Origin of the sequence: Acetobacterium wieringae (assembly GCF_023700225.1) — a bacterium.
In the GTDB taxonomy this organism is placed as follows: Bacteria; Bacillota; Clostridia; order Eubacteriales; family Eubacteriaceae; genus Acetobacterium; species Acetobacterium wieringae.
Genome location: NZ_CP097897.1, coordinates 791828 through 815172 on the forward strand (window position 1 = coordinate 791828; position 23345 = coordinate 815172).

Sequence of the window (23345 nt, forward strand, 5' to 3'; positions counted from 1 at the left end):
CTTTTCACCTTGCTGAACCTGAGCATTTTCATGCCCACAATGAGGGCATCTTACTTTCTTCTTTTCAATAACAATCACCTCTAAAATAAAGCGTCTAGGCTATTGGCAAAGTCGCTTTCTTTCTCTTCTTCAGTCCGGTAATCCGGCAACCGGTAAAGCTGCTTTAACTTCTTGTATGCTTTTCGTTGTTCAGCCGTCATGTTTTTATCAATTTTCATAGCCCGATAACCCATGACTTTTTTAAACTCGTGATCATCCCGTAAAGCAGTCATCAGTGACCGAAACGACCACCAATGCAGATAGTCGACATTGACCAGATCAATCCGGTATTGATCCATGAATGCCGCGTAAATAAGCGCCCCGTCAATATCGAAGGAATAAACAGGGCGCGACGTTTTAATTGATTCTAGGGCATTCTCACGGCTTTTCTTAGGGATTTCACCGCATCGATAAAACCAGAGAAAAGCCTCCACGGCTGAGTCAGGATTCCCAATATATCTACCATTAAAAAAACGCTCAACTAATGCCAGCGTCTTGGGTCCTTTTTCTTCTGTTGTTCCGGGACCGTTGGTGATGATCTCGAATTCGATCATTAATCTAAAATCTGTATTAACCGGATATTCAACTCCATCAATCTCGACCGATTGGGGGAGCTGCCTTGTTAACAGGTTCATTTTACCGACGTAAATTTCTTTTTAGTGGCCGGTCGTGTTTTGGGCAGATGATCCATAGGTTTCACGGGTGCCGGTTTCTTTTTTACAACCTTCAGGTATTTATCCATCTGGTCATTGATCGTTTCAGGTGCCTTTTCAATCTCGGAAACAACCTGAGTAAATGCGTCCATGTGATTTACAAGGTTCATTTTTCCTTCAAAAACAGCATCAGAAGCGCCTTCTCCAAATACAGCATCAAAGAAAGTATTGATGGTGATACATGGTTGTCGCACAAGGTCACCGACTCTTTCACTTTGTTCAGCTTCCATTGTCAGGTTTTCCAGTGCATCCTGCACCGAATCAAGGACATCAGCGTCCATCAAATCCAGATCTAATTCCACTCCATTAATTTCAATCATGATTTATCTCCTTAAGCAGCTGTGAATGTGGCAATTTTCTTGTCTGCATCCAAGGTAACGGTTCCTTTAGCAACAGGCCCGTTTGATTTCAGATTGCCGCTGTAGGTGTAGGCATCCAATGAACCACCTTCACTGTCAGGAATAACGGTATAGTCTCGTTTTCTGGCGGCATAGGTTGTTACTTCACCTGCAGTTGTTGAATCGGTCAGATCCACAATGATAATAGACCGAACTGCGGCAGTCCCCAGTGTTTCGTTGTCGGTCAACGCTACAATATCGTCATGCACTGGATTATCAAGATACTGGTCGAATTCATAAGACATCGCAGGACTGAAGCCTGTAACGTCAGATCTTTCTGAATCCTCATCGACATATTGCCGGTTATATTCCTTCGCATTTTTACTTACACTGGAATCGGTAAACCCTCTCATTCTGTGATAGGTGATGGTCCCAGTTCCGGCCGCTGGCACTCCGTAAAAGGCCAGCTTGTCACTTCTTTTTACTAATACTTCACTCATTTATTTAAGCCTCCTGCTTATATTTAAAATTACATTGAATCACATACTGGGCTTTGTCCAATTCATTGTTGAACAAATATCCCGATGTTGTAGCCTGGATTGATAAAGGCACCTGATTCTCATTCATGACCGGAAAGTCCCCGGAATCTGTCCAGATCTCCAACCATTCTGAAAAGTGTTCAAAGAACCCGATATTATCCAGATTTTCAAGAACATCAGAACCATAAGGCTCACGGCTGGAAAAGTTGAAAGCAAACTGTCGAATAGATCCACCATCCGTATATTTCTTGACGATGGGATCAGCCGGCACACTTTCGATCATGTAGGCCGTGGCGTCTTCTCTGAGATAATCAACGCCAATACCCTGGTGATATTCATCCAGATAAGGACAAGTCTTGATAAAATCACGAATATACTGAATGACTGTCATTTGACTTTACCTCCTGCCATATTAGCTATTGATTTTACTACCTCAGGCCCACGATCTGACCACATCCGCAAACACCATTGCTTCCCTCGTAAGCCTTTACCTTTATTCTCAAACCATTGGCGTCTGGCATAAGGAGTAACGTACTCGATCCGATCCGGCTTTTCAATAGCTGTGTTTTTTAAGGGTCCAGATCGAAACGGAACGTAAGAATCACTTAACCGTCTGATCTCATGTGTGAGATGTTTTTGGACTGGTCCGCTTTCATTCAACCCACGCTTTACCTGGATTTTTTCTGCTGAGTTAAGGTTAATGGTTACTTTGGTTGCCATGGTTATTTCGCTCCAATCTCCCAGTGGGGTAGGGAAGTCTCTGACAGATCAACCACCGACAAGATGGTCAAAACATCATCATAACTGTTGATAAGTTCCTTTGCTGATGAGGCTGCTATTTCATAGTCAATAATGCCTTTAACGATGATATCCCCAGCATTCAAGGTGAAATGATCGTTTTTGTTGATAGATTTCGCCCAGGCCTTGGGTTTTAGGTATGTTTTATCCACAATCACAGTATCTTTGTTGATAAAAACCTCTGTAAAATCAGCGGTTAAGATCCCTTTATCACCGACATTTACTGCCCGGGATCCCTGCCAATTGACCCCATAAAGATATGACCGCTTATAGACGTCATAGCCTATAGTGCGGTCATAGTATTTGTTGTATAGGGTAATATCAGTATTGGTAATCATGTCAGCCCCCGATAAAGTAGCCCGGTATTAATCAACCAGGGATAAGCAGCAGCATAAAGCTTTTGATCCTGGGTTTTCCCTGATTGAACATAAGACCGGGATTCTTTTCCGGAAGACTCAGAGGCGACTTCTGGGGTTTCCTGTTTCTTAAGCGCATCAATCACAGCACATGATGCCATTTTTACCGGTTCGGTTGTTTCAACGATTCTGTTATTGGTGATCGTGTCAATATAGATGCTGGCCAAAAGGGAAAGACGGGTAAAGTCAGAATCACTGATTTTCCCGCCGTAAGTACCCGTATAATAGGTGTAATCAACATAGGCCATAACAGCCACCTATTAGGCTGTTGCTTTAGGATGCAGGTAAATACCTTTGACCTTGTTTTCATAAACATAGCAATCATGATACAGTCTGAACTGGAATTTCCAGGCGTCCTTTGTCTGGTTTTCATCAGGAGTGAAGATCTTTGGCAATGCAAATTTCTTAGCCTGTAAAATAGACTGTGGATAGATGATCATGAAATTGATATCTTTAGCAGTTGCACCCTTAGCATATCCCCATGAAGCAGAGCCATCATTAAGGGTAATTGCTGTGTAAAAACGTTTCTTTGGTACATAAACGATAGGCATATCGTTATAAGTTTTTAAAACGGTATTGACCGCATTGTCAGACCCAAATTGACGGGTTAATGCGGCGTTTAAGATCGGTTTTAAGTCACTATTGATATAAAGGCGTCGTCCTTCCAGTGGTACTTCGTCCTCATCCATCTGACGTACTGCCTCGTCAATCGCTTCTAAAATGTCAGAAGCTGTGAGAATCGCTGCCGTTGCTGCTGAAATACCGGAAGTGCTGGCATATTTTGCAAAACGGTAAGCATCCAATTCAGGGATGACATACTCTCGCATGAACTGGCCAGTGACTTCTCCGAACACAAGGCCCAATGTTTCTTCATTATCCATCCGGTCAATAGATAATTCTTTGCCACGTTCAACAGCCAGAGAAATGGTTTCCCATGCTGCCGTGATGTCCCCCGCAGGGTAACCGGTCGATCTGTCATATTCCCCCAAGCCGGTTGTTGATACTTTCAATACTTTTACTTCATTAACCCCGGTAAAATCCACCTGAGTTGCTGAATCCATCCCCTCAGTAAGCCCAGCGGCTTTATAAATCCCGTCAATGACAGGGACAAATTTCTTTGCAAATTCTAAACTATTTGGCATTTTTTATTTCTCCTTTTATTCTTTAGTTAATCCGGCACCTTTCATCATGCTTTCAATGAATTTATCACCAATCACGTCATCACCATGATCCCCACCAGTATCTACCCGGGTTGTGCCGTCACCCTCAGATACTTCAAATGCTGCAGGGTTTGATTCCTGAACTGTTTTCATGAAATCATCAGCCCCTAGGAATTTACCGTCTTCAAACTTAAAACCCTTTTCTTTAAACTCAGAAACAACCGCTTTTTTTGCCAGATCTGAGGTAAATTTATAATTACCCAGGTAGGCCTCAGCGGCATGATCGTAATCTTTCTGCTCGATCTGCTTCTTTAGTGTTTCGGTATCGGTTTTATACTTTGATTCCCAGTCCTGGGCAGCTTTTTTAATGCCTTCAACATCGAGATCCTCAAAACCTTTAATCGCTTTATTGGCATCATCCAGTTGAGCCTGAACGCCCTTAAGTGTTTCAGTTACCTTTGTTGTTTCCAGCTTTTGTTTCTCAATATCAACGCCGTTTTCAGCCATGATTTTATCAATTGCTTCTTTTTCAAGGCCTAAGCCTTCAAGAAATTCTCTTTTCATTAGTTGTTCCTTCCAAACATTACGCTTTTTACGGGGTCGCTCCCATAGTTTCCGTAGTTTTACGACATCGGAACGGTCAAAAATAGGCGTAAAAATAAGACCTTAACCCAGATCTTACGGGAGATATGAGGATCACTCCTTCCTTAAGCATATGTCAGCATGCTTGTACTGGCAGGACCATCTATCAATACAAAATTTACAATCAGTTTCTGATTTCGGATAATCCTGAAAATTAATACCAGTGTAATAAAGGCATCCGGTTTGTCGGTATGGATCTTTTAAGACTGAATCCAGACAAGTACCAGAACGATTATGCGTACAGTTCGTTAAGTTGCAGCCATTCACAGCGCCCTCCTTTTACTGAGCTTTTCTATTCGCCCAAACGCTCTTCTGGGCAATACTTTGATCATATTTTACGACCTGGTGCCGATCATTTTGATAGGGAAGGCCGGCAGCTTTACTGAAATCCCTGTAAAATTCCTTTTGTCGCTGAAATTTAATACTAGCAGTTGTGAATGCTTCTTTATCACCCAACGCATTGTAGCCAATCAATTCGTTTTTTGTTTCTCTCATGGCTGTTTCAATTTTCCTTTGTTGCTGGGTCGCTTCATAGTGGGTGTAGATCTTTCCTTCATAAGAAATCGGATCATTATCAAGCTTTTTAAGCTGCTTATTGGTGTAGGTAGGAACTGAGATACCTGGGAAGAAAGCATAATAATTATGCCGGCAATTCCAACCACACAGCCCCGAACCTGTTCCAAGTCCTGTTGTTTCCATTAAATTGGGATACCCTGGCGCTGATCCGCTGATCTTATAAGCTTTACCTTGCCACTCAGCATGATCCGGTCTTGCCCCGGGATGGGCGGTAACTTCCACATATTCAGCGCCTAAATCTTTAACCACCTGTTCATTAAACTGGCTAGACATCTGATTTACACCGGTCATGATCGCCCGTCTGGCAGCAACATCAACCCGGTTACGCCATCCAGATTCAAAATCAACCCAGCGCACACCGCTTTGACTCATTTGCTTGACCGCCTGCCTGGTAGCAGTTTGATAATCCAGAACACCAGTAGATACTTGAAACTGAGCCATATCTAAAACATTGTGATAATACTGAGATGTTAAAAGATATTGGATCTTATCGCCAAACTTCCTGGCAAATCCCATGGACTGAGTCATATTAAAGAGCTCACCTTTTGTCTGTTCCTGGGCAGCTTTTACATAGTTCTGCAATGTCTCGGATTTTTCAAAGTTAGGGGCTAGTTTGCCCATTTGCTCGTATATGGGGGCATCATTTTGCAAAGATAACTCTGCAACACTACTAAATAAAGCATCAATTTCGCCCTGAGATAGCTCTGTAACTCTTTTTATTTCGCTTTTGATATCTGACATGGCCATGCCGATTTCTTGCGCCCTGATTGCCTGCCATTCAGCCGTATCTGTTATTGCCCCGGCTTTCCCGACTCTTCTGGCAAGATCCGCAATAATAAACTGTTCAAGCTCCTGATACAGATTAACAAAATAATCAGGGATGTTTTGCAATTGCTCAGGTGTCAGCATTATTCAGTACCCGGATCCCTTTGATCAAAAGGATTATCTTGAACAGTTGAACTGGCATCCGGCATCATCTTCAAAGCTTCTTCTTCAGTAACGCCATATTTCTTGGCAAGATAAATCTCAGGACGAATTAAACCGCTGGCAACATCCTGCTGCATCGACAAGAGTTCTGAGTCCTTGTCAACAATGAAACTATCATCAAAAGTTATGACAATTTCAGCGTCCGGTTTTATTTTAGGATCAATAACCTTTTGACCGATCGTAAGGATTCCCCGGATCAATTGGGTTAAGCTATCTTTCATAGAAATATAATGCTTATTGATGTTCTGAATCAGATCCTGCTTATCACCAACGTATTGGGTAGCTGTTACTGCACCAGATCCGCTGCTCAGATTGAATTGATAATGTTTCGTACCGAATCCGACTTTGAAACTCAAATAATCAAGCTGCGCCTGAATTCCTGAAACATTTTCGGCAACTCGGAGAGTCGGGTTAAATTCTTGGATCAGCTGCCCGGATTCCATACCATCGCCAACGTGTGAAAATAATTGTTGATTAATATCATCGGGAGGAATCTCTTTACCATCATCGGTCATCATAAGCAGGCTTTTATTCATGAATACTTTTTTTGTGCCCAGTCTGAAATCTGAACACAGGTTATGATAAGCCAGATCAACGCCTTTTAGATTATCAATTGCATTGCCGTAGACAGAATATCCAAACGCCCCCGATCCCTTCACAGGATTAACAATGTTTGGTTTGAAAATCGCAAACAGCGGTTCTTTTGATCCGGTATAAAAACGGGGAACCATCCCGGGGGGAAGGGGAGCCTCAACAAAAGTGTTTTTAATATTAAAATAATGGTTTTCGATGGTGTATGTTTCGTCATCATTACGGTGATGCACTTCCAAGTACAGAAATGGATTCCCCTTTACAATGACGTTAGATGCAAAAGCGACTTCCTTGATATCGCCATTATCCCAGGAAAGCGGGATGATCTTACTGGCTGGGATATAATTAAGTTTAATTCTGGTATCTGGTGAATTTAGGATGTTCCCAGAATCGGTTGTTTTTGCGCTCATTATCCTGACAGCAATGGCTCCCGTACCAAATGCAAAAGCCTTTTCGACCAGGGCGTTCCCTTGTACCCAGAAATCATTCTGGCCAAATACTCCACCATAACCGTTGTCGCCTTGTAAAAATTGTGAAGTGTGTTCATCATCCAGAACAACCTCTGTTTTTTCATTTAGCAGCAATGCCGCCCAATCTTCAGAAATCTTTTTAGCCATTTTCAGAGTGAACATTTTCTGCTTGGTAACATTGATCCCGTTATTAAAAGTGTACTCATGAAATTCTTTCTGGAATCCACGCCACCATTGTTCCCATTCTGAGATTTCATTGTAATAGCCAGAGCTGATCTCATAGCCGTATTTATTTTTTATAAATTCTCTTAATCGTTCATCCATTTTTTCACTCCTATCAGTGCAAAGGCTTTTAAGAACTTGCTGAAGCTATACTCTAAAGCATCGGCGGTATCGATATCACAGGTTCCATCATCCAGTCGTGTATCATTTTCTTTTTTCTGATCCCACACCTGTTCCTGTAGGCTTTTGATCACGTGCTTACAACAGGACATAACAAAAAAACGCCCTGTGTTAATCAGGCCGTTTAAAGTATAGATCCGTTCGATGATGGTTGCTTTTTCACAGTCAACTACTTTGATTGGTAATTTTGATTTTAAGATGGCAGCACGCATTCCGTTGATCAGCGTCTGGGCTTCATTGTCGCAAAAAGCATAAAGGATAGGTGAGGTGGGGTAACCTTGCTGAACCCGTTGGACAAACTCAATAAATTCTTTATTTAACCGATCCGGGTCAATTGTTCCTTTGTCACCCTTCATCTTGTAGTCATCCAGAACAATCAGCTTTTGATAATTTCCGACAAAACCAGTGGCAACAAAAGTAGTTTTGGATTTATTACCGCCAAAGTCAACACCGATCATAATATGCTTGATCTTAATATCTTGTGGAATCTCTTTGAGAATATACCGCTCCGGATCATCTGAGAAGTTCCTGAATATCAAGCCCTCGGCAATACAGCGTTTTCCTTCAATGTCCCTTTTGTACCAGATGCTATTTTGATCATACTGGCTGATGATTTCCCGTTTACGGTCATCTGGGATAGTGATATTATCATGTATGGTGAAGTGACAATAGTTATACCCGCCAATGAGTATATTTTTCTCATCAAGCTCTTTATATTTGTCGATGTAGTCCCGGTATATCGGGGCATTTGGATTATCCGGGTTAAGATCCCAGAATATTTTACGCATATCAGCGACCAATTGTCGGTTGAATGCTTCTTTGATCGTGTTGTCGTGATGAAGGTTAATCTCTGTTGCAATCCACATTCCGTAACTGTTACCACGGATCTTTTTAAAACTATCTGCCTTGGCGCCACCAGCAAAGATCACAATTCGTTGCCGCTTTCCGGTCGCTGGCCCTTTGATAAATAAAGCCTCGTTATCTTTGTACTTTCCCCAGTGACATTGCCCCCGAAAGATATACTCAAGACCAAAACCGTTGGCGTCACCGATATTTAACTTAGCGTTGGCAACAGTGGAGCCGGTCGCCAGATGAATCTTATCTTTGGTCGTTTTAATTTCGTGGGAAAAGGCAAACACATTATCAACAGTTTTCCCGGCTCTGACGGCACCCTCGGCGAAATTAAAGGTATTCAGGGAACAGGCCCGGATGTAATCAATATGCTTATCTGAAAATCGAAAGGGGATCGTTTTTTTACTTATCGCCATAGATCAGATCGTCCGTTTCTGTTAAGTCTTCAATTTCTTCGCCCTCGCCGTTGATTTTTGAAATATCAGCTTTCAGCTTATCGATCCGTGCCCGTTGTTCTTCGGAGACCATACCGGATCTTGTCAGCTCATCGTATTGTTTGATCATAGATTCTAAAGTTTTCATGGCCCGGGACTGTGCCTGAAGAAAATTAGCATGTTTATCCCAAGCTTGCTGGACTTCCCATTTTTCACTGTATGAAGAGTCGCCGCTGCTCTCAGCTATTTTTGTAGTAGTTGTATCTTCCTGATCCCTGACAAACATCAGATTTTGCGCCCGGATGATGGCGGCATACTGAAGCTGGATGTTATCCCAGAGTAAATCAATAGGGTTGGATCGCTCAATACATTGAATGATTTCCATCGTTTCAGGTGGCAGCCATTTAGCATAGAACCCATGGCGTTCAGCGTTTTTATTTCCAGGGGGACCGGTGCCACCATGCCCAGCTGCATTCCTGTTCCCGGTTGGTGCGCCTTTTTTCTTAGTTGCAACTTTTTTAGTTGCAGGGTTGCAACCTTTTTGCTTCCAGTACCGGGAAGCCCAAGACTTTACGGCTGACAAGCTAACACCGTGCTTTTCAGCAATATCTTTGTATTTCATGCCGGCTTCATAATCTTTAAATGCCTTATCTCTTAAGTCTTCACTCAATTCACCTCACCTCATTTGTTTCGTTTCGTGGTATTAAAAAAGACACCCTTGCAGATGCCTTTTATTTCATAATGGTTATTTTGTGTAATTTTTTTAAAAGCACTCAATTATTCAGCGCTCTAAGAATCTTTTAAATAAAATACTTTGAATTAACACAGTAAAAGTGTATCATAAAATCAAAAATATGGGGGAACAAGCAATGGCTAAACATAAAACAAATATTCGTGTTGAATCTGAATACAAAAGCATTTTAAATGAGCAGATACATTTTTTGATAAAATCTGCTGAAGAATTTGACAAAGGTTATTTTTCAGAAGCTAAACGATTAGCTACTACAATTCGAGTATTATTACATGATACACGTACTTCAATAAGCCTTTTGAAACAAATTGGAATAAAGGATTCAATTAAATACTATAATACGGCAAACTTTTTAAAAGAGGAAGTAGAATATTACATGGGCCCTATATCTGTTGTTACAATCCCAGATCCTCATGTTTTAAAAAGAACATACATTAACACCTACTTACCTGTTCTCGATGAAATGAAAAATACAGAAAGCGATAATTGGATAACCTTTGATACTTGGTGGACGCATAAAATATTTATTGCTAGTGGAATATCTTTTACTAGAAAAGAATTTGTTCATTATTTAGCAAATCAAGACGGTGGCGCTCATATTGATCCACAGCTTGATGAAAAATATTGTATGCTCACCAAAAATTCCTTCAGTTTTCTGGCTAAATATAAAGGCATTGATAAAGAAATACCTTTTGAGAATCTGCATCTAGCAATGTCTCGACAAATAGCACATGAATTATTAATAACGCTAAAAAAATATATACATTTTCAAGAGAAGTACAAACCAGAACATAGGGGAAATAAAAAAGGAAATATCTGCAATATTGAAGTGTCCCACGTAGTTGTGGCGAAGCTACCAAAGACAGAATCTCCTTTTTTAAAAAGACCTTAGTTTTCGATGAAATTTAAACAGTTATTTCATATTACCATAATACCACGATCATAGGGCTCATTGTGGCTCATGTTTCAAAATTGCTATTGCTTCGTTGTGCAATCTCTTAGCGTGCTGATAAGAATACTTCATTTTGCAACATATTTCTTCAAGATACAATCCGTCCACGTACTTGTAATAAAGCACCAACTGTAATTTATCGTCAGGGACTCCGTCAATGGCCTTTCCTATATCCGACCTAACTTTTGTCGACTGTGAGATTTTCTCTTTGATTTGGCACTGTATGTCTGAAATTTCAGCTATGCAGTCGTCGATTCCTAACCCACTTGACCCACGGACCACAACCGGCATCATGTTGTTTCGTCTCAACTCTTGCCGTGTCATTGCAGCAAGAAATTTCTGATCGTTTTTATTGTTGCTGTCATAATACTTAAAATGTACCGGGGCGGGTACTGTATTCGCCGCCCGGGACCGCCACCGTTCGGCTTCAGCTTCCAGGCGCTTAATCTGATTTTCCAAGATCCGGTACCGGCTTAACCATTTTACTTTTGCTTGTCTTTCTTCTGGTGTCATACTTCCTCCATAAAATTTTCTTCAAGATGCTCATTCGTAATCTCAATCCAACCAAAATCGACACAACCGCTTATGCAAACCAGATGGACTTCTCCACCAAGAAGATTAGACTCGCTTACCTCCCATATTGACCCAGCAGGTACATTGCGATAATCATTATCTATCATGAAACAATCGTCATCGCACATTTGTATCTCAAATTCATTTATGCATTTATATTTCATTCGTCACCTCCATACTTCAAACTAATCCAGTGATAAACTAAAATTGTGGCCATCAATGAGATCCAGGTCAAAAGACCACAAATATCGTGAATTGTTTCGGGTGTCATTCAGTAGCCCTCAGCTTTCTTCCGCACATCGGGCAATAATGAACCTCACCAATATCAAACGATGCTTCATTTTGAGAGTCAGCGTAGTATATTATTATTTTGTCATCTTTTACTCCTGCACAAATGAATAAGTCCCGGCTTTCAACAATTGCATTGTCATTAAAGTTTTGTATATTACAAAACTCGCACCCACTTTCAATCCCGTTCCATTCCCAATTTGAATAATTTGGTTGTGCTCGATGTAACGTGCAATCTTTGCAGACGCCGTCAATGCCAATCTTATAATTTTTACAGGTCTGGCAGTTTCTCATTAATATTTTTTCACTCATACTTCCTCCATCTCAATCAAAAACGCAATATTGCAAGCGCAATGCCAAATATGTGGCAACCCACTCTCTGGATCGTTAACCTCACCCTCCAGGTAAGCCAACCAATGCCGGTATAAAGCGTCCTGGTATCGTTGTGGTTCAACCTTTCGCCAGTTCTCGGGGTCATGGTATTTCTGGCATCCATACTCACGAATCGCTGTCACGGCCCGGATTAGTGACGGTGGTACTAATGTTGGCCGTGGCTTGCCGTTGTCTGCCTTAGCGGAATAATCGATCACATTCAAATCAACTTCGGCAGGGTGCCAATAGTAACCACCCCTACAACCAACGCAGGTTGTGTGATATTCGCCGCCATTCCAGTACTGGCAGTCTTCACATATTCTGTCTTCTTCCCACGGCATAATCATCTCAACCCTAACCTTTCCAGCCCCTGAAGCTGCCCGTAACTTAGGCCCTGGGATCTGGCCCGTTCGTTAAACTCTGTAAACGTGACCGGCGGTTTCACGTCCTCGAGCACCAAATATTTCTTTTTCTTCGGTCGCCGCTCATTATACGTCCTCATGACATGTTCGCCCGAATTTACTTTTCGTTCGTATTCTTTCACGACCTCGGCCCGATGCTTTTTCACACACTCGTCGGACAAGCATGTTTTTTGCCGTTCGTCTCTTGGTAGGTACTCGCTGCCACAATAAGGACACTTTTCATATTCAAAATATTCTCGAAATTCGTCACCGAATGCCTTGTATATTTTTTCGGCTAATGCCGGGGTATAAACATTTCTCAAGCGAATCTGTGATACTTGCGACGGATGCGTACCGATTCGCCGGGCTGCTTCAGCACCTGATAAACAATATTTTTCCATGTATTGGTTTAATCGTTCTTGCAAGGTCATGACTGCACCACTTCAAATTGATCAAATAGCCATTTCAGCAAGAGCAATAAATCAGCTTTTGTTGTTCCATTGTGAGTTTCGAGATAAAGTTCTTCTTGAATTGCATTTATCTTTGCGGTTTCACTCATATTTTCCTAGTTATCATATTTCATTAGTCATCCTCCATAAATTTATAAATCCTCGCTGGCACTCCCTGGTACCGCTTCGTCACTTTGTGGTCCTTGATGATCCGGCAGATATACGGAACTCTCACCTCGCACATTTTAGCTAACTCATTGAGCGATCCGGCGGTTGCCAGTGGTAATTCCAGATCGTCAGCGGTGGCAATCAGATAAATCATTCCAATTCCTCGATTCTGATATAGATCCCCGGGACAGCAGCCCAGAACTTTTCAATGATCTCCGATGCCACCAGAGAATCATCAACCCAGTATCCCAGCTTTGTCATGACATCCTTCAGCGTCTTGACCATATTGTCGGTGTCTGGTTTAGTCGTTTTATACGTACCAGGTGGATGTTTCCCATTTGGAAAGCACCACTTTGTCATGAGCCGAACCGGGCCAGTGTATTTTTCTCCAGGTACATGCTTTGCCAGGTGCGCTTCTAATTTCTGCCTTACTGCCAAAAGTTCAGCCGGCTCATAAAACACTGGTTTACCTTTTACGACTCTGACTTGTTTTTCCTGATGCGTTTTAGTTGGTGGGACGATTGCCATAAAGAATTCAGTTGTCATTGATAATCTCCCATTCGGGAACTTCCCCCGTAAAACATAAACCCCCTACACGCTTAAACGCCATGTCTGGATTTTCTGTAACACAATGCGGTAAATTATCCTCATCCAGCTCCGGGCATTTTTTTACACATATATATTCTTTCTCATTTTTCATTTTGTTTTGCTCTCCTAACTTACTTTTTTAATTTAGCGAAAAAACTTTTAGTCATGGGATAGGGGACCGAGGGTTACAGGGGCGAAGCTCATAGCCCCTGTTCCTCTGTTCCCCCATGACCGGAGGGACAGACAATTATATATATATATATATACTTTGTCCCTGTCCCTGTCCCTAGGGACATTCTCGGGACATTTCTCGACTTTGTCCCTAAAAGTGAAATGGGACAGACAGGGACATTATCGGGGTTTGTCCCAAAGGGACACGTGTCCCTCTCGACTTTGTCCCTAATTTACATTAATTGACATTTGACATTTCTTCGACTTTGTCCCTGTCCTTTTCTTTGATTTCCCCTTGAATAATCTCATAATCAGGGTGCTCTTTTACATCTCGTCTAACAGTTTTTTCAGACTTACCCATGTATTCAGCCAATGATTTTACCGTCGCTACGTTATCAAACGAACAACATTTGATAGCTGTTTCCAATGAATCAAGTCGCTCTTTTTTTCGATCTTCAGGCGTTTTCTTATTTGCTAAATTCTTCTTCCATGGCGGCTGCGCTCCGTCGGTATCCACATCTTTCAGTACCCCGACATGATCCACATTGTGAACCGGGTAATCAAACCACAGATTTACCGCTGGGAACTTAGGGAACTCTCGAAGTGTGCCGTCAATTCGCCACGCTGTACGGCCGTGTACGGCTTTTCTGGCGGGTTCAATGAACTGTTGAAGGTTTTGATACTGCGCCTTATTTAAAAGCTCTTTACTGATGTCTAACATCGCCTTTTCGCTGAGTAGATCATCCTGGGAAACATCGTCATCCCAATCGGTCACATGCTTTTCAAGGAAATCTTTGCAGACCTTACAAACTGCCTTATTCTCTTCCTGTTTAAGTAAATTATCATTCAGATCAAGTTCGATCAAGTCAATGAGCACGTCCGGATCCCGGGCAAATACGCCGGAACCAGAGGCCCGGTCCATGGACTTTTTACCGCCCTGGCCACCTTTTGAATGATGATGGCAATAGATCACTGCGGCGCCAAGTTCTGTACACACCCGGTCAAACTGATTACAGAAATTAGCCATCTGATCGGCACTGTTTTCGTCACCGGTGATGACCTTATAGATCGGGTCAATGACAATGGCGATATAGTTTTTCTTTTGTGCTCTCCGGATTAACTTAGGGGCCAGCTTATCCATTGGGACTGACTTTCCCCGGAGGTTCCAGATATCAATATTGCTTAAATTATTGGGTGTCCAGCCTAGTGCCTGGTATACATCCTTGAATCGATGCAGACAGGAAGCCCGATCTAATTCCAGATTGACATATAAAATCTTCCCCTGGGCGCATTCCCAATTAAGCCATTTCTGGCCTTCGGCAATGGCAATACATAACTCGATGAGGGCAAACGACTTTCCAGCCTTAGACGGGCCAGCCAGTAGCATTTTATGACCTTGTCTTAATACGTCATGGATTAATGGTGGAGACAGCGCCGGGAGATCATCCCAAACATCAGCAATGCTCTCCGGCTCTGGGAGATCATCATTCACGGCCTCGATCCAGTCCTGCCATTCCTTCCAGCTCTCTTTCCCGATGTTGGTGTCAACCATGAATTGTTTCTGGCCGTTTCGCATGATTCCCGGCATCCGTGATAAACGGGAAGGGTTGCGGTTTTGGTTATCGATTTTCAAGCCATTTTTATGGCAAACTGTATAAAGGTAATCTACTCGTTTTCGATATTCGTCATAACTCCCAGCTTCTACTTTTACAATGGCATGCAGGCTCTTTTTCCCGCTATGCACCAGACACGCCACCGGCAATTCCAGTTCACGAATGATGGCGTTTTGCTTGTCGATTTCCATGGTGTCAGATTCAACCAGTGCATAACGGAAATCCGTGACATTTTCATTTTTACACCCCTGGCCATCCAGAGGGTTGAAGCGGATCCACGCGCCGGCTTCGGGTTTACAGTCTCCCAGAACCGAACCAATGTCACCTTTAGACTGATTCAGCTGCTGGATCAGTTCGCCGGCAGTACGATCCCAGCATCCCTTTGTCGGTAGATATTTCCCGTCCTTCTCCCAGGTGTCGGTTACATAGCCGACATTTTCAGATGCTTCAAACAGGATTTCAAGATACTTTACCAGCTGATCAACTGGCTTCCAGTCATCCGGGGCAGCTACTTCTTTGCCTTCCACCCAGTTTTTATCAATGACCACCAGTTCGTCCCTGGCTCCAATGATATCGTCCCATTCCAACTCATGGCCGCCACGATCTGGGGACCAGCCATGATCTTTTGCCATTTGAACAATCGTACCAGCTGTCACCGGTTGGGAAGTTCCCCGGAAAGTGTCCCATTTCTTGAAGCACTCATTTGCATGGTACCGCCTTAAATCTCGGCGAGACCATTCATCCCAATCGGATGCCATATAGCCGGCATCCTTTAGTGCCATGCCGACATTGATCCATTCCTGGTATTCCAAAGCAGATGGGTCGATATGATCCAGTAGTTCTAGTAAGTCATTATGGTACTCCATGAATCACACCCCGTAATTCCTAAAATCAGTCCCGCTTTTCATGTGCATATTGATGCAAGCCGGCCGCTGCCATGATCTACAAAACTTCTCGAATTCCCTTGAATATTTTGTTTTGACATCAGTGAAATCTCTGAATAGCTGAGCAAACGGCATAGCCCCAGCGTGCCAAATCTTTTGAAGCCGTTCTTCATTTTTATTCATATCATCACCAATTAACGCATAACATTTGATATGTTCCCGGGTAAATCCTGCTTTTGCCAATTTACTGGCGGCTTTTTCCAGGTTCTTTAGAGATCCATCAGTATCACAGGCAAGCCATAATTCATCGATACTCAACCGCCGCACATTTTCAATAAAATGGTCGTCAATGAGATCAGATTCTAAACCACCTTTAAATTGAATCCGCTTTTGCGTTTTTAGCATTTCAAATACTTTGTCTTTATGAGATCTGGAAGTTTGGAGAAAATTGTTATCCTGAATGATATTGCCATCTACAATTGGTAGCTCTTTTAGCTTTCCTTCTATTTTGGGAACGATGCACCATGGGCATTGATTATTGCAGCCACGACTTACGAAAATTATGTTTCTTTTTAGATAAAGACCTTGGGTAAATTCAACCGCATTACTTCCAAACGCTGGGCCTCCTAACCTTACTGGCTTATCCTGCGTGCATCTGAATTGGTAGGCCAAATCCTCACAAAACTGCTTGTCCCAACTAAATGAGCAGGAAATATGGATTTCATCAAATTCCGGGAATAGCCCCCACGCCGGTGCCGTTAGTTGTCCGTAAGGATAATAAACAAGCGGATCGGTAGGCGTGTAGCTTGTCTTTTTCGGAAATACCCTGAGAATCTTATCAATTTTTACCATGGGTCGTCTCCTTTCTGCTGAATTTCTGTTTTAGGTTTAAAATTCGACGGATCAATTTCTCTAGGAATCCGCCAACCATTGGCAGCGATTCGGTCAATCAGGTTCTTTGCTGATTCAAACTCCCATGTACCAACATGATCAAAACCTTTACCTTCTAAAAATCGGATCTGCCTAGGGGTCGTTAGTCCGTCAGTTCGGCGCTTATCGAGTCGCTCTAATAATTTTGTCGCTTTCCCGGCATTGTCGATTTCATCCGGTAAGATCCCCAACTTTTCAAGGCTTTTGACTTGCTTGTCAGATGGTGGCCCCATTTCCCAGCCAAAAGAAGGAACGTAATTTGCCAGGTCTTCTGCCTGAATGCTCATTTCGAATTGTAGCGGATCAACGAGCTTTTTCTTACGCTTACGCATTTCGGCAAGTTGTTTGGCAAGAGCTTCCTCACGCTGGGCAATGACATCCTCAGTAGCCTTTTGCTCAGCTTCTTCAATATCAATTGGGCACCCGGCTTCTTCGATGTTTTCTGTCATCTTTTGAGCGACTTCTTCATTTTCACAAATCAGGTGCGCTGGGTGACATAACTCATGGCGTTCGGTGTGCCAGAGGAAATCCAGCAATAACAAATATTCCTTCCCTGGGAATAACCGTGTTCCACGACCGACCATCTGGCTGTAAAGACTTCGAACCTTGGTCGGTCTGAGCACCACTACACAATCAACACTGGGACAATCCCAGCCTTCGGTTAATAACATGGAATTGCATAAAACATTATATTTGCCTTCGTCAAAATCTTTAAGCACCTGGGCTCGATCCTGGCTATTGCCATTGACCTCCGCTGCTGAAAAACCTTTGCTATTTAAAATGTCTTTAAATTTCTGGCTGGTTTTCACTAAGGGAAGGAATACGACGGTTTTTCGATCCATGGCACATTTAACCATTTCATCAGCAATCTGATGCAGGTATGGATCCAGGGCAGTGCCTAAGTCGCTTGTTTTAAAGTCGCCGGCTTGTTGTCCAACACCGGTAAGATCGAGTTTAAGGGGAATTGTCTGAGCTTTGATCGGGCTGAGAAACCCTTCTTTAATTGCTTGTGGCAAAGTGTATTCATAGGCCAGAGACTCAAAATAAGAGCCTAGATTCTTCATATCGCCACGGTCTGGTGTTGCGGTAACGCCCAATACCTTCGACTCGTCAAAATGCCCCAAAACACGCTGATAGCTGTCTGAAATGCAATGATGGGCTTCATCCACGATAATGGTGTCAAAAAAATTAGGGGAGAACTGTTTAAGGCGTTTCTCCCGCATTAAGGTTTGAACCGATCCAACAACTACCCGGTACCAGCTACCCAGGCATGTCTCCTGTGCTTTTTCGGTTGCACACCCTAACCCAGTCGACTGTGACAGTTTATCCGCTGCCTGATCCAAGAGTTCGCCCCGGTGAGCCAGGACTAAAACCCGCTCACCATTACGAACACAATCTTCAATCAGTTTGGAAAATACGATCGTCTTTCCGCATCCCGTCGGCAACACCAGTAATGTTCTTTTGACACCCTTACCCCATTCATCGAATATTGCTGTTTTTGATTCCAGCTGATAAGGTCGGAGCTTCATGATTAGAAGCTCCCCGGGGTATAATCAACCGTAGCTGGCTTACTTTCGTCAGGTTCGTAGAATTTTTGAACCTCGTTAAATTGCTTCAATTCACCTTTTTCGTTGGTCCATTCTCTGACCTTAAGTTTTGCCCGACCAGTCGAACCAACAACAGAATTCCAGTTCATGGTCAGCTTTTCGCCCTTCTTACGTTGCCCGATAGCGGTGAAAAAAGCACACAGCATTCCTTCGGTTTTGGTGTGCAGGAATAAATTATGCTTGACCGTAGTGGTTCCTTCGGGTGTTTCAAATTTCAGACTGACAACCGCTTTATTGCATGGGGGAAGCTTTTCGCTCCCATTGTGCCGTTGGCGTTCAAATTCAGTTACAACAAAGTCATAATCGCCTGCAGGTAGCAGGGTAAAATCCGGACCATCATTTTCAATTTGATCGTCCCAACCTAATTCTCGTTCTTCTACAAATTCACTCATTATTTAATTCTCCTTATAATTTTGATTTAAAATGGTACTCTTTCCGCATCGATCATGGCGAAAACCTGTGGCCACGCCTGTACTAAAACACCCTCAATAAAGTCTATGGGATAATTCCGGATTGGAGTGTCTTTTGGGAAATATTTTTTCTTCGCAACAACTTCCTGAATTTCCAATTCAGTAACTTCTTTTTCCTTCATAAGATCAGCCAGTGACTTAGGAATCCCTTCGGGAACTTGGTAATCATTTGAGATATTCGGATTTTCCGTAACTTTCATTTCTTGTTGCTCAGGCTCGATAATTTCGGTAAACCCTTCATCTTCCAGCATTTTGGTGGCATCAACCTTTGATTCTTCCTTTGGCTGCTCTGTAGGTGTCACGGTTACTTTCGGTTCTTCTTTTACAGTTGCTACTTGAGTCGGTGGTGTCGCAACCATTCCCGGTAAACAGTGAACAATCTGTAAAAAATCAAAAGGCAGTTCCAATGGTAGGTTATGGCGGTTCTTTGCATCCCAACAGGGATGGTGGGTGGTAAACATGACCCGCTTTCCGCCCTGGGCTTTATTCTTTCCTTTATTGGCTCCCTGACCATCCACATTAACGACAGTGGTCTTATAATTTGCAAAGAGCACCATATCCGCCCATTCCTTAAGCAATGGTCCGGTTTGCTTCTGAAGCTTCAACTCCCAACGGTCATAAGCTCCCATTTCGTCGGGCTGCTCGAATTTTCGCATTTTAGCATGGGCTGTAACGACGACATTGATTCCCATTTCGACTAGTTCTTCCAGCTTATTAAGCAGTCGCCCAAATTCTTCGGCCAGATAAATATAGCCTTTGCCATATCCAAAGTCTTCAATCCCTTGCTTTTGATGCTTGGCGCAAATACTGGTAATACAGAGCTGTTCTGCCCAATCTGCAGTGTCAATGGCTAAGGTCTGAAATGATGTTGGGTTTTGCTTAACATACTGCACCTGATCAAGCAGCATCTGCCAACTTGACGGTTTCGGCGTTCGTGCCACGTCCATATGCTTTGTGCTGCCCTCAGTGTCGATGAACAGGACATTTGGGAATTGAGCAGCAAAGGTAGACTTGCCAATTCCTTCCGGGCCATAAATTGCGATTTTCTGGGCTGATAATAGTTTTCCTTTAATAATTTCCATTGTTAGAATTCACCTGCTTTCCATTTTGTTTCTGTTGTTGATTCCGGAGTAACTTCCGGGAGTGTTTCGGCTCCTGCAACATAGCCATCTTCTATAATTATTTGGCATTCCTCACCTGTTGATACTCGGGTCGCAATGGCCTGCAGTCCTTCAGCTTCCAACCATTCCCCAAATTCTTTTAAAGTATCCAGATCCATCTGTTCCAGCTTATCCAGAAGGACGAACCCACACTTGGGATTAAGCTTTCGGACAATCGCTGTTGATACTTTTAGTTGGTCGGATCCAGACATGTTGTCCCATTTCTTTTCCATATAAACCAGTTCACCATCGACTACAGAAAGCCCAGGAAGGGGAAGGGGTGCACCTTTAAGTAAATCAATTTTACTTTGGCGAATTGTGTCAATTTGGGATGTGAAAATTTTATACTGATTTTCATATTCCAGAGCGTCTTCCTCGGCTTTATCCTTGTCAAGATTCGCCCGAACTTTACGGTTTACGGCATCAATATCGTTAATGTTCTTTTCCAGTTCTTCGGTTGATTCGTCCTTCAGGTCCAATACTGATTTTTGAGCGATCTCAATATCTGAAAGGATTTCGTTGTACTGAATTGTCTTACCATTAAGAGTATTTTTCAGAATTTCAATTTCCTTTTGTGTTTGTGCGATCTGAGTCATAATCTGTGTTTTTTGAATTTCAAGTTGAGACAGTTTTTCACGCTTACGTTGATTCTCACCATTTCTGGCCAGTATATCCTGTTGCTGCTTAATCAGGTCGCCGGCCGAAATAGGTTCTTTGGGAGCATCCGGGTAATAGGTCATTTCTTTAGCAAATTTCTTTTTCTGATCGGCAATCTGACCGATGGCCAAACGCTTGTTATAAACTTCCTGCTCCTGTTTTTCCAACTCATAAAGCTTGTCGCCAACACCGATGATTTGAAGTAAAGTATTGGCTTTGTCCTTACTGGAAGATTCCATAAATTTTGGTAAATCAATGGCCAGTTGTTCCACGAACTCATTAAGCAGTTGCTGGCCGGCTTTCTTACCATCTGGATCGATAACCTTGAGGTCGCTGTTTTTCCCTTTACGCTCAACCACCAAACCATTATTCATAACAATGTGTAAATTCGGTGGTAACACCGATCCGTCACGCTGTGCCTGGGAAGGGCGGTACTTCTCACCGCCCAACGCCCATGAAATACTATCCAGGACTGAGGTTTTACCCTGGTTATTTTTACCGCCGACAATTGTCAAGCCGTTTAGAGTTGGCTCAATTTTGACGGCTTTAATCCGTTTGACGTTTTCGATTTCTAATTTATTTATTTTTAGCATTATTTACTCCTTATAAAATCTGTCTTTCGGCAATACAGCCTTTTGTCAGTTCAGTAATTCCAAACTCTAGTTTTTTGTTCTTTTTATGTAATCGCTCAATTTCCATTGTCAAGTCATTGATCTTCTCGATAAGAATCTCAATTACCTGATTTGCCGTATCGTCCGTCATTTCGCCCCCGATCGCTCCAACGCCTTATCTAATCTCGTCAGCATCCAGCCATTTGTCCGGAACAGATGCCCGCCGGCAAAACCTTCAACAATCTTGATATCGTGACAGCCGGGCTTAGAGTAAATAAGGCCCCTATCATTTTTTCCGTTATAGCCGTTTGATTCCAGGATCTCCTTGATCCGTTCAGTAGATAAAGTGTAATCAATCGCTTGATCTGCACAGATTTCCATTAATTGACCCCCTCAAAATACTCCGGGCGCTGGTTTTTTAAGAAGTTAGTCGCGTCAAGGGCCGTCATGTCACCAATTTTAATGCCGTCTTTTAAGATCATTTTGCGACCCTGATACGGGGCTTTTTCGGTTGTGTATCCTAGATCTGTCAGCATTTGCGTTGTGGTTTTTTCCGCTGATTTATTCAATTTGCAATTTCTCCTTTTCCGTTGTATAATTTTGATAAGTTATTTCCACGATCCCCTGATAACAGTTCCCGCTGTTTTGGGGATTTTTTTTAACTACAGACATATACTTCATCCCATAAATCGTGTAAATCAATACCAGAATCCATAACCTCGATAATTTCCTCATTTCCAAAATCATCATCCATCATTTGCTGAGCGATACTTTTGCCTCTTGTACAGGAGCAACCAGCGCTTTTCTTATGCCAGATTTCAGAATATTGCTTTCCGGCAATGTCTAAAGAGATTTTCATTTCTCTTGATAATTCAACTGTAAGTTTTACCATTTTCGTTTCTCCTTTCATTTAACTCCGCATTTCTTTTTATATACTGTGTATCCTCCGACGGCTACATCATGGTCGCCAACATCATGTGGTTTACGTTCCTTGTCAAAGCAATCCCAAAACTGAACATCTGTAATAGTGGTAAATTCACATCCGTCAACCGACATCAATTTCACATTAAGCTCTTTGCAATATCCCCCATAAAGAAAATTAGGACAAAACTTATAATCAGCATTGCAGTATTTACCTTTAGGAGGTATCATCAGCGTCTGGATCTCTGGAACATAGGGCGCATATTTTTTAGCGGCCTGTTCAAGACGGTACTTGACGTGCTCATGTTCTTCAAGCATCCGACTGTCCATATTTCCCCTTACACCTTTCCAGCTTTTTCTGAGCTTTGCAATTATTCGGCTCCTGTAATCTCACCCGGAATTCACGATCGTCGATCATATACGGTGAATCCGCTGCATAGGGCACGTCTGCAATGTGTTCTAATTGCTCTCTGGTCATCTCGCACCTCCCCAATAAATAGGCCGCTGTCTGGCTTGTTGATCCATAGCACCCGCCATTTTGAACTTCTCGGAATCACCCAGCTTTTCGTCATATCCCCGGAAAATCTGCCGGTCAACTTCTCTGGTAGTTTTTAATTGATCAACCTGATCGAGTGTTAATCTAGCCATCAGTCTAAAACCCCCTTATAGTCTAATAAGCCTTTTAAAAACTCAATCTGAGCATCCACTTCTTCGCCACGAATCCAGGCTTCGTTTTTCTTTGGGAAACTGAATGCACGGCGGTCAAGTTCAGCCTTACGCCCCTTCAAAATACTGAGTTGTTCAATAATTTCTTGTTTCATT

General features: G+C 42.6%; 37 protein-coding genes. 1 reads left to right on the plus strand and 36 read right to left on the minus strand.

Annotation, left to right across the window (positions count from 1 at the left end; all coding sequences use genetic code 11):
• Nucleotides 1-80: 80 nt before the first annotated feature.
• From CHL1_RS03890 to terS, 13 genes are all read right to left on the minus strand, one after another.
• On the minus strand, nt 81-674 hold the full coding sequence (locus CHL1_RS03890) for a bacteriophage Gp15 family protein (protein ID WP_250934707.1): 594 nt from the start codon (nt 672-674) through the stop codon (nt 81-83).
• Nucleotides 671-1072 carry a DUF6673 family protein gene (locus CHL1_RS03895; protein ID WP_250934709.1) on the minus strand — a complete coding sequence of 134 codons (402 nt, stop codon included), beginning with the start codon at nt 1070-1072 and terminating at the stop codon, nt 671-673. The genes CHL1_RS03890 and CHL1_RS03895 overlap by 4 nt, the downstream gene beginning before the upstream one ends.
• 11 nt (nt 1073-1083) lie before the next feature.
• A complete protein-coding gene (locus tag CHL1_RS03900; RefSeq protein ID WP_250934711.1) occupies nt 1084-1590 on the minus strand; it encodes a hypothetical protein in 507 nt (168 codons plus the stop codon).
• A 4-nt stretch (nt 1591-1594) separates the two neighbouring features.
• Nucleotides 1595-2020, minus strand: coding sequence for a chloramphenicol resistance protein (locus CHL1_RS03905; RefSeq protein WP_250934720.1), 426 nt, complete (start codon nt 2018-2020; stop codon nt 1595-1597).
• Nucleotides 2017-2349, minus strand: a complete 333-nt coding sequence (locus CHL1_RS03910) for a minor capsid protein (RefSeq protein WP_250934722.1) — start codon at nt 2347-2349, stop codon at nt 2017-2019. Before CHL1_RS03910 ends, CHL1_RS03905 begins: the two co-directional genes overlap by 4 nt.
• 2 nt (nt 2350-2351) lie before the next feature.
• Nucleotides 2352-2765, minus strand: a complete 414-nt coding sequence (locus CHL1_RS03915) for a DUF6751 family protein (protein ID WP_250934724.1) — start codon at nt 2763-2765, stop codon at nt 2352-2354.
• Nucleotides 2762-3091 carry a head-tail connector protein gene (locus CHL1_RS03920; protein WP_250934726.1) on the minus strand — a complete coding sequence of 110 codons (330 nt, stop codon included), beginning with the start codon at nt 3089-3091 and terminating at the stop codon, nt 2762-2764. Before CHL1_RS03920 ends, CHL1_RS03915 begins: the two co-directional genes overlap by 4 nt.
• A gap of 12 nt (nt 3092-3103) precedes the next feature.
• Nucleotides 3104-3985, minus strand: coding sequence for a hypothetical protein (locus tag CHL1_RS03925; protein ID WP_250934728.1), 882 nt, complete (start codon nt 3983-3985; stop codon nt 3104-3106).
• A gap of 15 nt (nt 3986-4000) precedes the next feature.
• Nucleotides 4001-4567 (minus strand): phage scaffolding protein, encoded by a 567-nt coding sequence (locus CHL1_RS03930; RefSeq protein WP_250934729.1) that lies wholly within the window; start codon nt 4565-4567, stop codon nt 4001-4003.
• Between the two features lie 357 nt (nt 4568-4924).
• Complete coding sequence (locus tag CHL1_RS03935) at nt 4925-6130, minus strand: phage minor capsid protein (protein WP_250934731.1); 1206 nt, start codon at nt 6128-6130, stop codon at nt 4925-4927.
• Nucleotides 6130-7593, minus strand: coding sequence for a phage portal protein (locus CHL1_RS03940; RefSeq protein ID WP_250934733.1), 1464 nt, complete (start codon nt 7591-7593; stop codon nt 6130-6132). The genes CHL1_RS03935 and CHL1_RS03940 overlap by 1 nt, the downstream gene beginning before the upstream one ends.
• A complete protein-coding gene (locus CHL1_RS03945) occupies nt 7578-8939 on the minus strand; it encodes a PBSX family phage terminase large subunit (RefSeq protein WP_250934735.1) in 1362 nt (453 codons plus the stop codon). The genes CHL1_RS03940 and CHL1_RS03945 overlap by 16 nt, the downstream gene beginning before the upstream one ends.
• The gene (gene terS, locus CHL1_RS03950) at nt 8926-9627 is read right to left on the minus strand and encodes a phage terminase small subunit (RefSeq protein WP_250934737.1); all 702 of its coding nucleotides are present in this window, start codon (nt 9625-9627) and stop codon (nt 8926-8928) included. Before terS ends, CHL1_RS03945 begins: the two co-directional genes overlap by 14 nt.
• 199 nt (nt 9628-9826) lie before the next feature.
• On the opposite strand from terS, the gene CHL1_RS03955 reads away from it, so the two are divergent.
• The gene (locus tag CHL1_RS03955; RefSeq protein WP_250934739.1) at nt 9827-10600 is read left to right on the plus strand and encodes a hypothetical protein; all 774 of its coding nucleotides are present in this window, start codon (nt 9827-9829) and stop codon (nt 10598-10600) included.
• A gap of 57 nt (nt 10601-10657) precedes the next feature.
• Here CHL1_RS03955 and CHL1_RS03960 read toward each other — a convergent pair whose 3' ends face one another.
• The 23 genes from CHL1_RS03960 to CHL1_RS04060 all read right to left on the minus strand — a co-directional run bounded on the left by CHL1_RS03960 (nt 10658) and on the right by CHL1_RS04060 (nt 23344).
• Nucleotides 10658-11173, minus strand: coding sequence for a DUF1492 domain-containing protein (locus tag CHL1_RS03960; protein WP_250933967.1), 516 nt, complete (start codon nt 11171-11173; stop codon nt 10658-10660).
• Nucleotides 11170-11397, minus strand: a complete 228-nt coding sequence (locus CHL1_RS03965; RefSeq protein WP_250933968.1) for a hypothetical protein — start codon at nt 11395-11397, stop codon at nt 11170-11172. Before CHL1_RS03965 ends, CHL1_RS03960 begins: the two co-directional genes overlap by 4 nt.
• Nucleotides 11398-11500: 103 nt before the next feature.
• Entirely contained in the window at nt 11501-11833 is a 333-nt protein-coding gene (locus CHL1_RS03970; protein WP_250933969.1) for a hypothetical protein, read from the minus strand.
• Nucleotides 11830-12240, minus strand: a complete 411-nt coding sequence (locus CHL1_RS18470) for a dATP/dGTP diphosphohydrolase domain-containing protein (RefSeq protein WP_420840479.1) — start codon at nt 12238-12240, stop codon at nt 11830-11832. Before CHL1_RS18470 ends, CHL1_RS03970 begins: the two co-directional genes overlap by 4 nt.
• Entirely contained in the window at nt 12237-12725 is a 489-nt protein-coding gene (locus CHL1_RS03975) for a helix-turn-helix domain-containing protein (protein ID WP_250934741.1), read from the minus strand. The genes CHL1_RS18470 and CHL1_RS03975 overlap by 4 nt, the downstream gene beginning before the upstream one ends.
• Complete coding sequence (locus tag CHL1_RS18300; RefSeq protein ID WP_276520472.1) at nt 12722-12853, minus strand: hypothetical protein; 132 nt, start codon at nt 12851-12853, stop codon at nt 12722-12724. Before CHL1_RS18300 ends, CHL1_RS03975 begins: the two co-directional genes overlap by 4 nt.
• A gap of 23 nt (nt 12854-12876) precedes the next feature.
• On the minus strand, nt 12877-13065 hold the full coding sequence (locus CHL1_RS03980; protein ID WP_250934743.1) for a hypothetical protein: 189 nt from the start codon (nt 13063-13065) through the stop codon (nt 12877-12879).
• Entirely contained in the window at nt 13062-13457 is a 396-nt protein-coding gene (locus tag CHL1_RS03985) for a RusA family crossover junction endodeoxyribonuclease (RefSeq protein WP_250934745.1), read from the minus strand. The genes CHL1_RS03980 and CHL1_RS03985 overlap by 4 nt, the downstream gene beginning before the upstream one ends.
• Nucleotides 13447-13611 (minus strand): hypothetical protein, encoded by a 165-nt coding sequence (locus CHL1_RS03990; RefSeq protein ID WP_250934747.1) that lies wholly within the window; start codon nt 13609-13611, stop codon nt 13447-13449. The genes CHL1_RS03985 and CHL1_RS03990 overlap by 11 nt, the downstream gene beginning before the upstream one ends.
• A 297-nt stretch (nt 13612-13908) precedes the next feature.
• Nucleotides 13909-16149, minus strand: coding sequence for an AAA family ATPase (locus CHL1_RS03995; RefSeq protein ID WP_250934749.1), 2241 nt, complete (start codon nt 16147-16149; stop codon nt 13909-13911).
• Between the two features lie 3 nt (nt 16150-16152).
• Nucleotides 16153-17019 (minus strand): radical SAM protein, encoded by an 867-nt coding sequence (locus tag CHL1_RS04000; RefSeq protein WP_250934751.1) that lies wholly within the window; start codon nt 17017-17019, stop codon nt 16153-16155.
• Nucleotides 17013-18626, minus strand: coding sequence for a DEAD/DEAH box helicase (locus CHL1_RS04005; RefSeq protein ID WP_250934753.1), 1614 nt, complete (start codon nt 18624-18626; stop codon nt 17013-17015). Before CHL1_RS04005 ends, CHL1_RS04000 begins: the two co-directional genes overlap by 7 nt.
• Before the next feature lie 2 nt (nt 18627-18628).
• Nucleotides 18629-19096 (minus strand): DUF669 domain-containing protein, encoded by a 468-nt coding sequence (locus CHL1_RS04010; protein WP_250934763.1) that lies wholly within the window; start codon nt 19094-19096, stop codon nt 18629-18631.
• A gap of 26 nt (nt 19097-19122) precedes the next feature.
• Nucleotides 19123-20256 (minus strand): ATP-binding protein, encoded by a 1134-nt coding sequence (locus CHL1_RS04015; protein WP_250934765.1) that lies wholly within the window; start codon nt 20254-20256, stop codon nt 19123-19125.
• Nucleotides 20257-20258: 2 nt separating this feature from the next.
• Entirely contained in the window at nt 20259-21587 is a 1329-nt protein-coding gene (locus CHL1_RS04020; RefSeq protein ID WP_250936230.1) for an AAA family ATPase, read from the minus strand.
• Nucleotides 21588-21594: 7 nt separating this feature from the next.
• Complete coding sequence (locus CHL1_RS04025) at nt 21595-21753, minus strand: hypothetical protein (protein WP_250934766.1); 159 nt, start codon at nt 21751-21753, stop codon at nt 21595-21597.
• Entirely contained in the window at nt 21750-21983 is a 234-nt protein-coding gene (locus CHL1_RS04030; RefSeq protein WP_250934768.1) for a hypothetical protein, read from the minus strand. The genes CHL1_RS04025 and CHL1_RS04030 overlap by 4 nt, the downstream gene beginning before the upstream one ends.
• On the minus strand, nt 21983-22171 hold the full coding sequence (locus CHL1_RS04035; protein WP_250933980.1) for a hypothetical protein: 189 nt from the start codon (nt 22169-22171) through the stop codon (nt 21983-21985). Before CHL1_RS04035 ends, CHL1_RS04030 begins: the two co-directional genes overlap by 1 nt.
• Nucleotides 22172-22260: 89 nt before the next feature.
• Entirely contained in the window at nt 22261-22494 is a 234-nt protein-coding gene (locus CHL1_RS04040; protein ID WP_250933981.1) for a hypothetical protein, read from the minus strand.
• Between the two features lie 14 nt (nt 22495-22508).
• Entirely contained in the window at nt 22509-22841 is a 333-nt protein-coding gene (locus CHL1_RS04045) for a hypothetical protein (protein WP_250933982.1), read from the minus strand.
• Complete coding sequence (locus CHL1_RS04050) at nt 22834-23001, minus strand: hypothetical protein (RefSeq protein ID WP_250934770.1); 168 nt, start codon at nt 22999-23001, stop codon at nt 22834-22836. The genes CHL1_RS04045 and CHL1_RS04050 overlap by 8 nt, the downstream gene beginning before the upstream one ends.
• A complete protein-coding gene (locus CHL1_RS04055) occupies nt 22998-23171 on the minus strand; it encodes a hypothetical protein (RefSeq protein WP_250934772.1) in 174 nt (57 codons plus the stop codon). The genes CHL1_RS04050 and CHL1_RS04055 overlap by 4 nt, the downstream gene beginning before the upstream one ends.
• Nucleotides 23171-23344, minus strand: coding sequence for a hypothetical protein (locus CHL1_RS04060; RefSeq protein WP_250934782.1), 174 nt, complete (start codon nt 23342-23344; stop codon nt 23171-23173). Before CHL1_RS04060 ends, CHL1_RS04055 begins: the two co-directional genes overlap by 1 nt.
• Between the last annotated feature and the right edge of the window lies 1 nt (nt 23345).

Bases quoted from the DNA above. Each gene is read 5' to 3' on its own strand.
- CHL1_RS03890 (WP_250934707.1), bottom strand. From the start codon at position 674: ATGAACCTGTTAACAAGGCAGCTCCCCCAATCGGTCGAGATTGATGGA.
- CHL1_RS03895 (WP_250934709.1), bottom strand. From the start codon at position 1,072: ATGATTGAAATTAATGGAGTGGAATTAGATCTGGATTTGATGGACGCT.
- CHL1_RS03900 (WP_250934711.1), bottom strand. From the start codon at position 1,590: ATGAGTGAAGTATTAGTAAAAAGAAGTGACAAGCTGGCCTTTTACGGA.
- CHL1_RS03905 (WP_250934720.1), bottom strand. From the start codon at position 2,020: ATGACAGTCATTCAGTATATTCGTGATTTTATCAAGACTTGTCCTTAT.
- CHL1_RS03910 (WP_250934722.1), bottom strand. From the start codon at position 2,349: ATGGCAACCAAAGTAACCATTAACCTTAACTCAGCAGAAAAAATCCAG.
- CHL1_RS03915 (WP_250934724.1), bottom strand. From the start codon at position 2,765: ATGATTACCAATACTGATATTACCCTATACAACAAATACTATGACCGC.
- CHL1_RS03920 (WP_250934726.1), bottom strand. From the start codon at position 3,091: ATGGCCTATGTTGATTACACCTATTATACGGGTACTTACGGCGGGAAA.
- CHL1_RS03925 (WP_250934728.1), bottom strand. From the start codon at position 3,985: ATGCCAAATAGTTTAGAATTTGCAAAGAAATTTGTCCCTGTCATTGAC.
- CHL1_RS03930 (WP_250934729.1), bottom strand. From the start codon at position 4,567: ATGAAAAGAGAATTTCTTGAAGGCTTAGGCCTTGAAAAAGAAGCAATT.
- CHL1_RS03935 (WP_250934731.1), bottom strand. From the start codon at position 6,130: ATGCTGACACCTGAGCAATTGCAAAACATCCCTGATTATTTTGTTAAT.
- CHL1_RS03940 (WP_250934733.1), bottom strand. From the start codon at position 7,593: ATGGATGAACGATTAAGAGAATTTATAAAAAATAAATACGGCTATGAG.
- CHL1_RS03945 (WP_250934735.1), bottom strand. From the start codon at position 8,939: ATGGCGATAAGTAAAAAAACGATCCCCTTTCGATTTTCAGATAAGCAT.
- CHL1_RS03955 (WP_250934739.1), top strand. From the start codon at position 9,827: ATGGCTAAACATAAAACAAATATTCGTGTTGAATCTGAATACAAAAGC.
- CHL1_RS03960 (WP_250933967.1), bottom strand. From the start codon at position 11,173: ATGACACCAGAAGAAAGACAAGCAAAAGTAAAATGGTTAAGCCGGTAC.
- CHL1_RS03965 (WP_250933968.1), bottom strand. From the start codon at position 11,397: ATGAAATATAAATGCATAAATGAATTTGAGATACAAATGTGCGATGAC.
- CHL1_RS03970 (WP_250933969.1), bottom strand. From the start codon at position 11,833: ATGAGTGAAAAAATATTAATGAGAAACTGCCAGACCTGTAAAAATTAT.
- CHL1_RS18470 (WP_420840479.1), bottom strand. From the start codon at position 12,240: ATGATTATGCCGTGGGAAGAAGACAGAATATGTGAAGACTGCCAGTAC.
- CHL1_RS03975 (WP_250934741.1), bottom strand. From the start codon at position 12,725: ATGACCTTGCAAGAACGATTAAACCAATACATGGAAAAATATTGTTTA.
- CHL1_RS18300 (WP_276520472.1), bottom strand. From the start codon at position 12,853: ATGAGTGAAACCGCAAAGATAAATGCAATTCAAGAAGAACTTTATCTC.
- CHL1_RS03980 (WP_250934743.1), bottom strand. From the start codon at position 13,065: ATGATTTATCTGATTGCCACCGCTGACGATCTGGAATTACCACTGGCA.
- CHL1_RS03985 (WP_250934745.1), bottom strand. From the start codon at position 13,457: ATGACAACTGAATTCTTTATGGCAATCGTCCCACCAACTAAAACGCAT.
- CHL1_RS03990 (WP_250934747.1), bottom strand. From the start codon at position 13,611: ATGAAAAATGAGAAAGAATATATATGTGTAAAAAAATGCCCGGAGCTG.
- CHL1_RS03995 (WP_250934749.1), bottom strand. From the start codon at position 16,149: ATGGAGTACCATAATGACTTACTAGAACTACTGGATCATATCGACCCA.
- CHL1_RS04000 (WP_250934751.1), bottom strand. From the start codon at position 17,019: ATGGTAAAAATTGATAAGATTCTCAGGGTATTTCCGAAAAAGACAAGC.
- CHL1_RS04005 (WP_250934753.1), bottom strand. From the start codon at position 18,626: ATGAAGCTCCGACCTTATCAGCTGGAATCAAAAACAGCAATATTCGAT.
- CHL1_RS04010 (WP_250934763.1), bottom strand. From the start codon at position 19,096: ATGAGTGAATTTGTAGAAGAACGAGAATTAGGTTGGGACGATCAAATT.
- CHL1_RS04015 (WP_250934765.1), bottom strand. From the start codon at position 20,256: ATGGAAATTATTAAAGGAAAACTATTATCAGCCCAGAAAATCGCAATT.
- CHL1_RS04025 (WP_250934766.1), bottom strand. From the start codon at position 21,753: ATGACGGACGATACGGCAAATCAGGTAATTGAGATTCTTATCGAGAAG.
- CHL1_RS04030 (WP_250934768.1), bottom strand. From the start codon at position 21,983: ATGGAAATCTGTGCAGATCAAGCGATTGATTACACTTTATCTACTGAA.
- CHL1_RS04040 (WP_250933981.1), bottom strand. From the start codon at position 22,494: ATGGTAAAACTTACAGTTGAATTATCAAGAGAAATGAAAATCTCTTTA.
- CHL1_RS04045 (WP_250933982.1), bottom strand. From the start codon at position 22,841: ATGCTTGAAGAACATGAGCACGTCAAGTACCGTCTTGAACAGGCCGCT.
- CHL1_RS04050 (WP_250934770.1), bottom strand. From the start codon at position 23,001: ATGACCAGAGAGCAATTAGAACACATTGCAGACGTGCCCTATGCAGCG.
- CHL1_RS04055 (WP_250934772.1), bottom strand. From the start codon at position 23,171: ATGGCTAGATTAACACTCGATCAGGTTGATCAATTAAAAACTACCAGA.
- CHL1_RS04060 (WP_250934782.1), bottom strand. From the start codon at position 23,344: ATGAAACAAGAAATTATTGAACAACTCAGTATTTTGAAGGGGCGTAAG.